Source organism: Ideonella sp. sgz306126, from assembly GCF_056032705.1.
Genome location: NZ_JBVYWP010000005.1, coordinates 31,539 through 44,591, shown reverse-complemented (window position 1 = coordinate 44,591; position 13,053 = coordinate 31,539). Strand labels below are relative to the sequence as shown.

At 70.5% G+C, this 13,053-nt stretch carries 13 protein-coding genes; all 13 read left to right on the top strand.

Annotated elements, in window-relative coordinates; all coding sequences use genetic code 11:
- The first annotated feature begins 53 nt into the window (after positions 1–53).
- The 13 genes from AC0N04_RS15360 to AC0N04_RS15300 all read left to right on the top strand — a co-directional run bounded on the left by AC0N04_RS15360 (position 54) and on the right by AC0N04_RS15300 (position 13,036).
- A complete protein-coding gene (locus AC0N04_RS15360) occupies positions 54–845 on the top strand; it encodes an SDR family oxidoreductase (RefSeq protein WP_474283136.1) in 792 nt (263 codons plus the stop codon).
- A gap of 102 nt (positions 846–947) precedes the next feature.
- A complete protein-coding gene (locus AC0N04_RS15355; RefSeq protein ID WP_474283303.1) occupies positions 948–1,379 on the top strand; it encodes a PaaI family thioesterase in 432 nt (143 codons plus the stop codon).
- Positions 1,380–1,392: 13 nt separating this feature from the next.
- On the top strand, positions 1,393–2,415 hold the full coding sequence (locus AC0N04_RS15350) for an NADP-dependent oxidoreductase (RefSeq protein WP_474283135.1): 1,023 nt from the start codon (positions 1,393–1,395) through the stop codon (positions 2,413–2,415).
- Positions 2,416–2,467: 52 nt separating this feature from the next.
- Complete coding sequence (locus tag AC0N04_RS15345; protein WP_474283134.1) at positions 2,468–2,980, top strand: GNAT family N-acetyltransferase; 513 nt, start codon at positions 2,468–2,470, stop codon at positions 2,978–2,980.
- Positions 2,977–3,882 (top strand): SDR family oxidoreductase, encoded by a 906-nt coding sequence (locus tag AC0N04_RS15340; protein ID WP_474283133.1) that lies wholly within the window; start codon positions 2,977–2,979, stop codon positions 3,880–3,882. The genes AC0N04_RS15345 and AC0N04_RS15340 overlap by 4 nt, the downstream gene beginning before the upstream one ends.
- A 78-nt stretch (positions 3,883–3,960) precedes the next feature.
- Positions 3,961–6,402 (top strand): Tex family protein, encoded by a 2,442-nt coding sequence (locus tag AC0N04_RS15335; RefSeq protein WP_474283302.1) that lies wholly within the window; start codon positions 3,961–3,963, stop codon positions 6,400–6,402.
- 61 nt (positions 6,403–6,463) lie between these two features.
- On the top strand, positions 6,464–6,772 hold the full coding sequence (locus AC0N04_RS15330; protein ID WP_474283132.1) for a phosphopantetheine-binding protein: 309 nt from the start codon (positions 6,464–6,466) through the stop codon (positions 6,770–6,772).
- Between the two features lie 6 nt (positions 6,773–6,778).
- Positions 6,779–7,420: a COG4648 family protein gene (locus AC0N04_RS15325; RefSeq protein ID WP_474283131.1), complete on the top strand. Its 642-nt coding sequence runs from the start codon at positions 6,779–6,781 to the stop codon at positions 7,418–7,420.
- A complete protein-coding gene (locus AC0N04_RS15320; RefSeq protein WP_474283130.1) occupies positions 7,417–8,814 on the top strand; it encodes an AMP-binding protein in 1,398 nt (465 codons plus the stop codon). Before AC0N04_RS15325 ends, AC0N04_RS15320 begins: the two co-directional genes overlap by 4 nt.
- Entirely contained in the window at positions 8,811–9,143 is a 333-nt protein-coding gene (locus tag AC0N04_RS15315) for an ApeI family dehydratase (RefSeq protein WP_474283129.1), read from the top strand. Before AC0N04_RS15320 ends, AC0N04_RS15315 begins: the two co-directional genes overlap by 4 nt.
- The gene (locus AC0N04_RS15310; RefSeq protein WP_474283128.1) at positions 9,140–10,084 is read left to right on the top strand and encodes an LpxL/LpxP family acyltransferase; all 945 of its coding nucleotides are present in this window, start codon (positions 9,140–9,142) and stop codon (positions 10,082–10,084) included. The genes AC0N04_RS15315 and AC0N04_RS15310 overlap by 4 nt, the downstream gene beginning before the upstream one ends.
- Entirely contained in the window at positions 10,068–10,652 is a 585-nt protein-coding gene (locus AC0N04_RS15305; protein ID WP_474283127.1) for a LolA-related protein, read from the top strand. Before AC0N04_RS15310 ends, AC0N04_RS15305 begins: the two co-directional genes overlap by 17 nt.
- A complete protein-coding gene (locus AC0N04_RS15300) occupies positions 10,649–13,036 on the top strand; it encodes an MMPL family transporter (RefSeq protein ID WP_474283126.1) in 2,388 nt (795 codons plus the stop codon). Before AC0N04_RS15305 ends, AC0N04_RS15300 begins: the two co-directional genes overlap by 4 nt.
- Positions 13,037–13,053 lie beyond the last annotated feature (17 nt).

The window sequence follows — 13,053 nt, the reverse complement described above, 5'->3', positions numbered from 1 at the left end:
GCTGCGACCCGGGTTCGGAGGTGAAGGACGATTTTTGAAGGAGACGCAACGCCATGAGCACCCCGATCCAGAAACTTTTCGACCTGAGCGGCCGCACCGCGCTGGTCACCGGCGGCTCGCGCGGCCTGGGCCTGCAGATCGCCGAAGCCTTGGGCGAGGCCGGTGCCAGGATCCTGCTGTGCTCGCGCAAGGCGGCTGATCTGGAGGAAGCCGCGGCCGACCTGCAGGCCAGGGGGATCGATACCCGCTGGGTGGCGGCGGACGCCAGCCAGCCCGACGACGCCCGGCGCATGGTGGACGACGCGTTGCAACGCCTGGGGCAGATCGACATCCTGGTCAACAACGCCGGCGCCACCTGGGGCGCGCCGGCCGAAGACCACCCGCTGGAAGCCTGGGACAAGGTGATGAACCTGAACGTCCGCAGCCTGTTCGTCATCAGCCAGGCGGTGGCCCGTGCCGGCATGATCCAGCGCCGCCACGGTCGCATCATCAACGTGGCGTCGATCGCCGGCCTGAGCGGCAATCCCAGCACCATGAAGACCATCGCCTACAACACCAGCAAGGGGGCGGTGGTCAACTTCACGCGCGCGCTGGCCGGCGAGTGGGGCGCGTACGGCATCACCGTCAACGCGTTGGCGCCGGGTTTCTTCCCCAGCAAGATGACCAAGGGCCTGCTCGACAAGCTGGGCGCCGACACCATGGCCGCCCACGCGCCGCTGCGCCGCATCGGCGACGACGACGACCTGAAGGGCGCCGCGCTGCTGTTCGCGTCCGACGCCGGCAAGCACATCACCGGCCAGATCCTGGCGGTGGACGGCGGCGTGAGCGCCGTCCACGGCGCGTGACGGTGTCCGCCGCAGCCGGCGACCGGGCGTTCAGCACCGCGTCGAGCGAGGCATGATGACGCCATGAACACCAAGAAGCCCACCCTGGCGTTTCCGGTCCGCATCCCGTTCATCGAGACACTGGGCCTGGAATTGCACGCCTGTGCCGGCGGCCACGCCGAGCTCAGGCTGGATCTGGACGACGCCCACATGAACTCCTGGGAGGTGGCCCACGGCGGTGTGCTGATGACCATGCTCGACGTCGTCATGGCCATGGCGGCGCGCAGCCAGCACCTCGACGGGCCGGGCTGCGCGACCATCGAGATGAAGACCAGTTTTCTTCGGCCCGGCGAGGGCCGCCTGCGCGCGCTGGGCGTTCTGCTGCACCGCACCGCCACGATGGCCTTCTGCGAGGCCAAGGTGCTGAACAGCGACGACCAGATCTGCGCCCACGCCACGGGCACCTTCAAGTACCTGCGGGCGCTGCCCTCCAGGGGCCGCGCCCTCAAGGCCCTGCAACGCGCGGACGCCACGGCGCCCGGCACCTCCTCCTGAAAGCCTGCCCACCATGAGCCTGATCAACCGCCAAATCCTGCTGGCCTCGCGTCCGGAAGGCGAGCCCACCCCCGACAACTTCAAGCTGGTCGAGACCCCGGTCGCCCCGCTGCAGGACGGCGAGGTGCTGGTGCGCAACCACTACCTCAGCCTCGACCCGTACATGCGCGGGCGCATGAACGACAGCAAGAGCTACGCCCAGCCGCAGCCGTTGAACGAAGTGATGATCGGCGGCACGGTGGGCGAGGTCGTCGAAAGCCGCAACGATGCCTTCAAGCCCGGCGACAAGGTGGTCGGCATGGGCGGCTGGCAGGACTACCAGCGCGTGTCGGCCGGCCAGCGCGGCGCGCTGCAAAAGGTCGACACCACCCGGGTGCCGCTGTCGGCCTACCTGGGCGCGGTGGGCATGCCCGGCGTCACCGGCTGGTACGGCCTGGTCAAGATCATCAACCCCAAGGCCGGCGAGACCGTGGTGGTGAGCGCCGCCAGCGGGGCCGTGGGCGGGGTCGTCGGGCAACTGGCCAAGGCGCGCGGCTGCCGGGTGGTGGGCCTGGCCGGCGGCCCCGAGAAGTGCGCCCAGGTGGTGGACGAGCTCGGCTTCGACGCCTGCATCGACTACAAGCAGCATCCGGATCTGAAGTCGCTGTCCAAGGCCTTGAAGGACGCCTGTCCCGACGGCATCGACGGCTACTTCGAGAACGTCGGCGGCATGATCCTCGACGCCGTGATGCTGCGCTGCAATGCCTTCAGCCGCATCGCGTTCTGCGGAATGATCTCGGGCTACAACGGTGCACCGATTCCGATGACCAACCCGTCGCTGATCCTGGTCAACCGCATGAAGCTCGAAGGCTTCATCGTCAGCGAGCACATGGAGGTGTGGCCCGAGGCGCTGAAGGAGCTGGGCACGATGGTGGCCACCGGCCGACTCAAGTACCGCGAGACGGTCGCACAGGGCATCGCCAGCGCCCCGGAGGCCTTTCTGGGGCTGCTCAAGGGCAGGAACTTCGGCAAGCAGCTGGTCAAGCTGATCGACTGAGGTGCGCGCGCGGCGCCGCAGCGTCGCTGCCGCGCCACGACGCCGACCGAGCATGGACGTTCACTGGACCTGGTGCAGGTTTGACGACCTGTCGCTGAACGATTTGTACGACGCGTTGCAGTTGCGCGCGCGCGTGTTCATCCTGGAGCAGGGGCCTTACCTGGACCCCGACGGCATGGACCGGCAGAGCTGGCATTTGCTGGGGCGGCTGGCCCGGCCGCATGGCGAGCTGGCAGCCGGCGACCTGGTGCTGTACCTGCGTCTGGTCGACCCCGGGATCAAGTATCCCGAGCCGTCGATCGGCCGCGTGGTCAGCCACGCCGCGTTGCGCGGCCAGGGCCTGGGCGCCCGGCTGGTCGGCGAAGGCGTGCGGCGCTGCGAGGCGGAGTTTCCCGGCCAGGCCATCCGCATCAGCGCCCAGGCCCATCTGGCCGCCTTCTACGGCAGTTTCGGCTTCGAACCCCGTTCGGAGATCTACCTCGAGGACCAGATTCCCCACCTGCAAATGGTCCGGCAGCCCGGCGCCGCCGCGCCATCGCCCCCCACCCTGAGAGACACCCCATGAAAACCTTCAAAGGCCGCACGGCCGTGATCACCGGCGCCGCCTCGGGCTTCGGCCTGGAAACCTCGCGCATCGCCGCGCGCGAAGGCATGAACCTGGTGATGGCCGACGTGCAGGCCGACGCGCTGGATCGGGCCGCCGCCGAGATGTCGGCGCTCGGCGCCAAGGTACTGCCGTATCGGCTGGACGTCTCCAAGCCCGAACAGATCGAGGCCCTCGCGGTGGCCACCGAGCAGCGTTTCGGTGCGCCGCACGTGGTGTTCAACAACGCGGGCGTCGGCGCGGGCGGGCTGATCTGGGAGCACAGCCGCAAGGATTGGGACTGGGTCGTCGGCGTCAACCTGATGGGCGTGGCCCACGGGGTGCGCGTGTTCACGCCGATGATGCTGGCCGCGGCCCGGGCCGACCCGGACTACGAAGGCCACATCGTCAACACCGCGTCGATGGCCGGGGTGCTGAACGCACCCAACATGGGGGTCTACAACGTCACCAAGCACGCCGTGGTCAGCCTGAGCGAGACGCTGTACCAGGATTTGTCGCTGGTCACCGACCAGATCAGCGCCAGCGTGCTGTGCCCTTATTTCGTGCCCACCGGCATCCATCAGAGCGAGCGCAACCGGCCGGCGGACATGAAGGACGAGGCCGGCCAGGCCACCAAGAGCCAGTTGATCGCGCAGGCGATGAGCGACAAGGCGGTGACCAGCGGCAAGGTCAGCGCGGCCGAAGTGGCGCAGAAGGTGTTCGACGCCATGGCCGCGCGCCGCTTCTACATCTTCAGCCACCCGCATGCGCTGGGCGGGGTGCAGGTGCGCATGGAGGACATCCTGATGCTGCGCAACCCCACCGATCCGTTCAAGGAGCGGCCGGAACTGGGCATCCGGCTGCGCGAGCAACTGCGCGGCTGATCCGGCGGCCGGGAGGACGGGAGGCCACTTCTGGCACACTCCCGCGCTCTTCACGGCAACTCACTCTGCTCACACGTGCTGGACAAGATCCTTCTGCAAATCGCGGCCGAACTCCAGGTTCGGCCGGCCCAGGTCAACGCAGCGGTCGCGCTGCTCGATGGAGGCGCCACCGTGCCCTTCATCGCCCGTTACCGCAAGGAAGCCACCGAGGGCCTGGACGACACCCAGCTGCGCGATCTGGAAGCCCGCCTGGTCTATCTGCGCGAGCTGGAGGACCGCCGCGCCGCGGTGATCAAGAGCATCGATGAACAAGGCAAGCTCACCCCCGAGCTGCGCGCGCTGCTGGATGCCGCGCCCACCAAGCAGGAACTGGAAGACCTCTACCTGCCCTACAAGCCCAAGCGCCGCACTAAGGGCATGATCGCCCGGGAAGCCGGGCTGGAGCCGCTGGCCGACCGGCTCTTCGCCGACCCCACGCTGGACCCGATCGCGACGGCCCAGGCTTTTGCCGCCAGCGTCGAGGGTGGCTTCGCCAAGCTGGGCGAGCTGGGCTTCGCCGATGCCCACGCGCTGCTGGACGGCGTGCGCGACCTGCTCAGCGAGCGCTGGGCCGAAGATGCGCTGCTGGTGGGCAAGCTGCGCGAATGGCTGTGGGCCGAGGGCCTGCTGCGTTCCAAGCTGATGGACGGCAAGGACGTCAACAACGCCGACGTCTCCAAGTTCCGCGACTACTTCGACTACGACGAGCCCATCCGCACCGTGCCCAGCCACCGCGCGCTGGCGGTGTTCCGCGGCCGCACGCAGGAAATCCTCGACGCCAAGCTGGTGCTGGACGAAGAGATCGTGCCCGGCCAACCCACGCTGGCCGAAGGCCGCATCGCCAGCCACCTGGGCTGGCGCCATGCGGGCGTGAAGCTGGCTTCGCCAGTTCATGCCCAGCCCCCCCGGGGGGCACCGAGCGCCGCAAGCGTGGGGGTGCCGGTTCGCGCCGGCGACGAGCTGATCCGCAAGACCATCGCCTGGACCTGGAAGGTCAAGCTCAGCATGAGCCTGGAGCGCGACCTCTTCGGCCGCCTGCGCGAAGAGGCCGAGAAAGTGGCGATCAAGGTCTTCAGCGAGAACCTGCGCGACCTGCTGCTGGCCGCGCCGGCCGGCAAGCGCGTGGTGATGGGGCTGGACCCCGGCATCCGCACGGGGGTCAAGGTGGCCGTGGTCAGCGACACCGGCAAGGTGCTGGACACCGCCACCGTCTACCCGCACGAGCCACGCTGCGACTGGGAGGGCTCGCTCCACACGCTGGGTCGCCTGGCGGCCACGCATGGCGTGAACCTGATCGCGATCGGCAACGGCACCGCCAGCCGCGAGACCGACAAGCTGGCGGGCGACCTGATCAAGCGGATACAACAGTTGGCCCCCGGCACCCACATCGAGAAAGTGGTGGTGAGCGAGGCCGGGGCGTCGGTGTATTCGGCCAGCGAGTTCGCCAGCAAGGAATTGCCCGAGCTGGACGTGAGCCTGCGCGGCGCCGTCTCGATCGCGCGCCGCCTGCAGGATCCGCTGGCCGAGCTGGTGAAGATCGATCCCAAGAGCATCGGCGTGGGCCAATACCAGCACGACGTGAACCAGAGCGAGCTGGCCCGCACGCTGGACACGGTGGTGGAAGACTGCGTGAACTCGGTCGGCGTGGACCTGAACACCGCCTCGGCGCCGCTGCTGGCGCGGGTTTCCGGCCTGTCGAACGCGGTGGCCGCGGCGGTGGTGCGCTGGCGCGATGCCAACGGCGCCTTCCGCAACCGCAAGCAGTTGCTGGACGTGGCCGGCCTGGGTGCCAAGACCTTCGAGCAGGCGGCGGGCTTCCTGCGCATCCGCGACGGCGACAACCCGCTGGACCTGTCGGGCGTGCACCCCGAGACCTATCCGGTGGTCGAGAAGATCATCGCCAGCGTCGGCCGGCCGATGCACGAACTGATCGGCCATGCGGACGTGATCCGCAAGCTGCGGCCCGAGGCCTTTGCCGACGGCAGGTTCGGCGCCATCACGGTCAAGGACATCCTGGCCGAGCTGGAAAAGCCCGGCCGCGACCCGCGTCCCGACTTCAAGGTGGCGCGCTTCAACGACGATGTCGCCGACATCAAGGACTTGCAGCCCGGCATGACCCTGGAAGGCACGGTCAGCAACGTCGCGCAGTTCGGTGCGTTCATCGACCTGGGGGTGCACCAGGATGGCCTGGTCCACGTCAGCCAGCTGTCGAACAAGTTCGTCAACGATGCCCGCGAAGTGGTGAAGACCGGCGACGTGGTGAAGGTCAAGGTGCTGGAGGTCGACCTGGCGCGCAAGCGCATTTCGTTGACGATGAAGCTCGATGCCGCGCTGCCGGCCAAGGGCCAGGGGGGCGACAACACCTATCGGCCGGCGGCGCGCGGCGAGCGCCCGTCCGGCCCACGCGCGGGTGGCGCCCCGGCGGCGGCGGGCGGCCAGAGCGCGATGGCCGCGGCCTTCGCCAAGTTGCAAAAGCGCTGAGCCGGGGGGCTGCCCGGTAGAATGGAAAGCTCACAAAGACGGGCGTCCGACAGGGGAATACGTGTCCACCGAACTCCATACCGCGAATCAGAATGCCGCGGCTCCATCCGATCTTGAACCGCTGGAGCGCGAGCTGGCAGCGCTGTGCATCAGCGCGTTGAATCTGGAATTGTCGGCCGACGAGATCGATCCTGCGGCACCTCTGTATGGGGACGAGATGGGCCTGGACTCGATCGACATTCTCGAGCTGGCGCTCGAGGTGTCCCGCCGCTACGGCTTCGAGCTGCGCTCCGACGACGAGAAGAACCACCAGATCTTTCAGTCGCTGCGCACGCTGGCCGTCCACGTGGCGACCCACCGTACCCGCTGAGCCGCGGTGGCAGGCATGTGGCGCCTGGCGGCCTCGGCTCTGGCGGTGATCGGCTATGCCGTGCTGTCCCAATGGCTGATGTTGAGGCAAGCGGCGTCGCCGTGGGCCATCGTGGTGCTGCTCGGGCCGCTGATCTCGATGACCGGCGCCGTGGCGCTGGCGCGGCGGCAGTGGCTGACCGTCGCGCTGACCGTCGCCGGGTGGGCGCTCATCATCGGGATCGCGGTACGGGGCGGCGTCGGCAACGTCCACCGCCTCTATCTGCTTCAGCACGTGGGAGTGCACCTGGTGTTGGGCTGGACCTTCGCTTCGTCGCTGCGGCCGGGGGCCGTCTCGACGATCACCGAGCTGGCGCTGCGGCTGCACGGTGGGGAGCTGACGCCGACCATGCGGGCCTACACGCGCCAGGTCACGAAGGCGTGGGTGACGTATTTCCTGCTGATGGCGACGCTGTCGCTGGGTCTGTACCGGTGGGCGCCGTGGGCGGGCTGGTCGGCCTTCGCCAACCTGGCGACGCCGCTGGCGATGACGGCGTTGCTGCTGGCTGAGCACAGGTTGCGCTATCGCCTGCATCCCGAGTTCGAACGGGTGAGCATTGCGGCCGCGATGCGGGCGTTTCGCCAGCCTGCGGCGGCGCCGGCGCGATGAACGCGTCCCTGCCGCTGCTGGCTCCGCGCGATCCCGACGCCCCGCTGGCCTGGCGTGCCGGCCGCCCGGTCAGTGCGCGACGCTTCCTGGCGCAGGTCTGCGCGCTGGCGGCCGAACTGCCCTCGCAGGGCCGGGTGGTCAACCTGTGCGGCGATCGCTACCTGTTCGCGGTGGCGCTGGCGGCGGCCTGGTGGCGTGGCCTGCCGTGCCTGTTGCCGCCCAATGCCTTGCCGCAGACCCTGGCCTTGCTGGCCGGGCAGGGCGCTACGCTGTTCGTGCTGGCGGACGCGTCGACGACGGTCGCCGGCGACTGGCCGGTCAAGGTGATCGATGACCTGGGCGACGACGACGGCGATCCAGGCGGGTGCCTGGAGGTGCCCGCGATCGCGGCGGATTTTCCGGCCGCCTGTTTGCTGACCTCGGGTTCGACCGGCGTGCCGCAGCCCCACGCCAAGCGCTGGGGTGACCTGGTCCGGAATATCGAGGCCGAGGCCCGGCGCCTGGCCGACAGCCTGGGGCGTCGCGATCTGAACGGCGTGACCCTGGTCGCGACCGTGCCGCCGCAGCACAGCTACGGTTTTGAATCGAGCGTGCTGCTCGCGCTGCTGGGCGGGGCGGCGATGGACAGCGGTCGCCCCTTTTACCCGGCCGACGTGGCGGCGGCGCTGGCCAACGTGCCGCGACCGCGCGCCTTGATCACCACGCCGTTCCACCTGAAAGCGCTGCTGAGCTCGGGCGTCGCGCTGCCGCCGGTGGACCTGGTGCTGAGCGCCACGGCGCCGCTGTCGCCCCAGATGGCGCAGCAGGCCGAGGCGGCGTTCGGCGGCGTGCTGATCGAGATCTATGGCTGCACCGAGGCCGGCCAGGTGGCCAGCCGCCGCACCTGCGCCGGCGAGATCTGGCAGACCTTGGGCGAACTCCGCCTCGGCCGCCAGGTCCAGGACGGGCAGGAAGCCTTCTGGGTCGAAGGTGGGCACGTGGCCGAGCCGACCGCGCTGGCCGACATCCTGGAGTTGCAGGACGATCGCCGCTTCCGCCTCCTGGGGCGCGCCAACGACCTGATCCATGTGGCCGGCAAGCGCAGCTCGCTGGCCCACCTGAATTTCCAGCTCAACCGCATCCCGGGCGTTCAGGACGGCTGTTTCTGGATGCCCGACGAGATCGTCGAAGGGATCGTGCGGCCGGTGGCCTTCGTGGTCGCGCCCGAGCTGACCGTGCGCCAGATCACCCTGGCCTTGCGCCAACTGCTGGAGCCTGCCTTCGTGCCGCGCAAGCTGGTCCGGGTGTCAGCGCTGCCGCGCGAGGCCACCGGCAAGCTGACGACACAGGCCTTGCGCGCCTTTGCACAGGCCCATCTGCAGAGCGCTGCCGCGCCATCGCCGGGGGCGGCATGAGCGGCTCCGAATCTCGGATTCCGAGGGCGCTGCGGCTGCCTCACCCGGCCCTGGCCGGCCATTTCCCGGGCCAGCCGGTGCTGCCGGGCGTGTGCCTGCTGGCCGAGGTGCTGGAGGCGGCGCAGGACCTGCCGTCGCTGGCGGCGCTGTTGGGGCCACGGCCCCGGGTCGAGAACGTCAAGTTCCTGACGCCGGTCCGGCCCGACGCTGGCGCCGCAATCGAGCTGACCGTCGTCCTGACGCCGCGGACGGCAGGCGCGGACTTCGAGGTCCTGCACGCCGGCGCCGTGGCCGCCCGCGGGCAGCTTCGCGCCGCGCCGGCGCCATGACTCTCGACCGGCCTTCCGCGCCCGCAGGCAGCGATTGGAGCCGCGCCACCGAGCGCAGCAATCGCTTCGCGCTGCGCTTGATGAGCTGGATCGCGGTCCGCTGCGGTCGCCGCGCGGCGCGCGCCGTGCTGGTGCCGATCACGCTGTACTTCCTGGCCTTCGCGCCGGGGCCGCGCCGCCAGTCGGGCCGCTTCCTGCAGCGTGCGCTGGGCCGCCGCGTCACGTGGCAGGACCGCTGGCGCCATGTCCACCGGTTCGCGTCGACCGTGCTGGACCGGGTCTATTTCCTGAGGGATGGCGCGGGCCGCTTCGACCTGGACGTGAGCGGGAGCCAGCACCTTCGCGCCAGCCTGTCGAGCGGGCAAGGAGCGTTTCTGGTCGGGGCCCACCTGGGCAGCTTCGAGGCCTTGAGCGCGGCCGGCCGGCAGGTGCCGGGGCAGCGCATCGCGATGGTGATGTATCCCGACAATGCGCGCTTGATCGGCGCGACGCTCGACGCGATCGCGCCGGGCGTACCGGTTCACATCATCGCGCTGGGGCGGCGCGGATCGATGCTGGAAATTCGCGACTGGCTGGACAGCGGCGGGCTGGTCGGCGTGCTGGCCGATCGCACGCTGCCCGGCAGTACCGAGCGCGACAGCCGTGTCAGCGTGCCGTTTCTCGGCGTCGAGGCGCGGTTCAGCGACGGGCCGTTCCGCCTCGCGCAGCTGCTGCGGCGGCCGGTGATCTTCATGGCCGGTCTCTACAATGGCGGCCATTCGTACCGGGTTCTGTTTGAGCCGCTGGCCGACTTCAGCGAGCGGATCGCCGATCCGGCTGAACGCGAACGCCGCCTCCAGTCGGCCGTGCAGGCCTATGCCACGCGGCTGGAGGCCCTGTGCCGCGAGTCGCCCTACAACTGGTTCAACTTCCATGATTTCTGGGATGAAGATCGCGCCTAAGGCCTGGCTGGTGGCATCGGCCTGGATGGCGCTGGCCACGACGGCCCAGGCCTTGGAACTGTCCGAGGTGATGGGCCTGCTGGCGCAGACGCGCGCGGGCGAGGCCCGTTTTGTCGAGCAGCGCTTCGTGCAGGGCCTGGTCCGGCCGCTGCGGGCCAGCGGCACGCTGAGCTTTGCGGCGCCGGATCGCTTCACCCGTGTGACCGAGGCGCCGCGCGCCGAAGCGATGAGCGTCGACGGCAACACCGTGACGCTGACCCGCGACGGCCGCAGCCGCCGCATGGCGCTGGATTCGGTGCCCGAGATGGCGGCGGTGGTCGACGCGGTGCGCGGCACGCTGACCGGGGACGGCGCGGCGCTGGAGCGCCATTTCCAGCCGCAGGTGAGCGGCACCCTGGCACGGTGGGAAGTGCGCATGGCGCCGCTGGATCCACAACTGGCCGGCCAGGTGCGGGCGATCAATATCGGCGGGCAGCGCGGTGAAGTGCGCAGCGTCGAGGTGATGATGGCGGACGGCGACCGCTCGCAGATGGTGATCGAACCCATCGCGGAGCGTCCTGCGCAGTGACCGGCCTGATGGCTCGGCTGGCCGGCGGCGCCAACGCCTGGGTGCTGGGGTTGTGGCTGGCCGCGTTGGCGGTGTGCGGCGGCGTGATCGCGCACACGCGCTTCACCGCCGACATGTCGGCCTTTCTGCCGGCCAGCCCGAACCCGGAACAGCGGCTGCTGGTCGAGCAGATCCGCAGCGGCCTGCCGGCCCGCACCGTGCTGCTGGGGATCGTCGGCGGCACGGCCGAGCAGCGCGCACAAGCCTCGCGCGGGCTGGCCCGTGCGCTGCGCGCCAGCGGCTTGTTCGAGCAGGTGCAGAACGGCGAGCGCGACACCTGGCAGGACGTGGGCGCGTGGCTGGTGGCGCACCGCTATGAGCTCAGCCCGGCGGTCACGCCGTCGCGGTTCACGGTCGAGGGCCTGCGCAGCGCGATCGACGACACCCTGGCCTTGCTGGGGACACCGGAAGGCGCCGGCATCAAGCCGCTGCTGAGCCGCGACCCGACCGGCGAGACCCGGCGCATCGCCGAGAGCCTGATCCCCGCCCAGGCTCCGCGCAGCGAGCAGGGGGTGTGGGTCTCGCGCCAGGCGCCCCGGGCGGTGCTGCTGCTCGGCACGCGAGCGGCCGGTTCGGATCTGGATGCCCAGGCGATCGCGTTGACGCGCATCCAGGCCGAGTTCAAGGCGCTGGCGCTGCCGGGGCTGCGCCTGCAATGGAGCGGGGGGCCGGTCTTCGCGGTCGCCAGCCGGGCCCGGATCGAGCGCGAAGTGCGCTTTCTGAGCGCGGCCGGCGGGGTGGCGATGGGGCTGCTGCTGTGGCTGTCGTTCGCCTCGCTGCGGGCCCTGGTGGTCGCTGCCTTGCCGGTGGCGGCGGGCGTGCTCGCCGGCATCGCGGCGGTCAGCCTGGCCTTCGGCAGCGTGCATGGCATGACCCTGGGCTTCGGCAGCACGATGATCGGCGAGGCGGTCGATTACGCGATCTACTACCTGATCCAGGCGCGGGCCGGGGCCCTGGCAGGCGATCTGCCGGGGCACGGCTGGCAACGCTGGCGGCGCGGCAGCTGGCCGACCGTGCGGCTGGGCCTGCTGACTTCGCTGTGCGGATTCGCCGCGCTGACCTTGTCGGACTTCCCCGGCCTGGCGCAGCTCGGCGTGTTTTCGATGTCCGGTCTGGTGGCCGCGGCGTTGACCGCGCGCTTCGTGCTGCCGCGCCTGATGCCGGACGGCGCCCCCGGCGGGGGGCTGCGGGCTCGGCTGGCCCGGGTTAGCGGCCGTGCGCTCGCATCGCTGCCGAAGGCGCGCGGGCTGGCGCTGGGCCTGGCGGCGGCGACGCTGGTCTACCTGGGGTGCTCACCCGCGTCGCTGTGGCGCGGCGACCTGGCATCGCTCAGTCCGGTGCCCGCCGCCGCGATGGCGCTGGATGCCCAGCTGCGTGCCGATCTCTCGGCCAGCGACGGGGGCAGCCTGGTCCTGGTGCACGGTGCCGATGCCGAGGCCGCACTGCAAGGGGCCGAAGCCGTCGCCGCCCGGCTCGACCGCTGGGTCGATGTCGGGCGTCTCGGCGGCTACGACACGCCGTCGCGCTGGCTGCCCAGTCAGGCCACGCAGGCGGCCCGGCGCGACAGCCTGCCCACGCGCCAGGTCCTGGCCGAGCGGCTGACCGAAGCCGCCCGAGGCAGCCCGTTGGCGGCGTCGTCGCTCACCCCGTTCCTCGACGACGTGGCGCGCCAGCGTCAGGCGCCGCTGCTGACCCGTGCCGATCTGCAGGGCACGCCGCTGGCGCCGCTGGTGAATGGGTTGCTGCTGGCCGATCTGCGGGCGGGCGGCGTGACCGCGCTGCTGCCCCTGTACCCGGCCAGCGGCCACCCGCTGGACGAGCCCGCGCTCGGACGCCTGGTGCAGGACGTTCCCGGCGCCCAGGTGCTGGACCTCAGGCGCCAGCTCGACGAGCTGTACGCCCGCTATCTGTCGAGCGCCAGGATCCAGGCCTTGCTGGGCGCGCTGGCGGTGGTGGCCTTGCTGGCGCTGTGGCTGCGCTCCTGGCGGCGGGTGCTGGCGGTCTGCCTGCCGTTGATGCTGGCCGTGATCCTGTGCCTGGGGGCGTTGGCCGTGATGCACGTCGCGCCGGGCGTGCTGCACCTGGTGGGACTGCTGCTGGTGGTCGCGGTGGGCTCGAACTACGCCTTGTTCTTCGACCACGCGCGCGGCGGGCCGCCGGACGAAGACACCTTGGCGTCGCTGATGCTGGCCAACCTGACCACCGTCACCTCGTTCGGCCTGATCGCCTGCTCGGGCATCCCCGCGCTGTCGGCGATCGGCCGCGTGGTCGCCCCCGGCGCGCTGCTGTCGCTGTGGCTGGCCGCCGCCTTTGTCGGCCCCCGGAACGCGCGCCCCGGTGTGTGAAAATCGGCCTCCCACGT

Bases quoted from the DNA above. Each gene is read 5' to 3' on its own strand.
- AC0N04_RS15360 (WP_474283136.1), top strand. From the start codon at position 54: ATGAGCACCCCGATCCAGAAACTTTTCGACCTGAGCGGCCGCACCGCG.
- AC0N04_RS15350 (WP_474283135.1), top strand. From the start codon at position 1,393: ATGAGCCTGATCAACCGCCAAATCCTGCTGGCCTCGCGTCCGGAAGGC.
- AC0N04_RS15345 (WP_474283134.1), top strand. From the start codon at position 2,468: ATGGACGTTCACTGGACCTGGTGCAGGTTTGACGACCTGTCGCTGAAC.
- AC0N04_RS15340 (WP_474283133.1), top strand. From the start codon at position 2,977: ATGAAAACCTTCAAAGGCCGCACGGCCGTGATCACCGGCGCCGCCTCG.
- AC0N04_RS15320 (WP_474283130.1), top strand. From the start codon at position 7,417: ATGAACGCGTCCCTGCCGCTGCTGGCTCCGCGCGATCCCGACGCCCCG.
- AC0N04_RS15315 (WP_474283129.1), top strand. From the start codon at position 8,811: ATGAGCGGCTCCGAATCTCGGATTCCGAGGGCGCTGCGGCTGCCTCAC.
- AC0N04_RS15310 (WP_474283128.1), top strand. From the start codon at position 9,140: ATGACTCTCGACCGGCCTTCCGCGCCCGCAGGCAGCGATTGGAGCCGC.
- AC0N04_RS15305 (WP_474283127.1), top strand. From the start codon at position 10,068: ATGAAGATCGCGCCTAAGGCCTGGCTGGTGGCATCGGCCTGGATGGCG.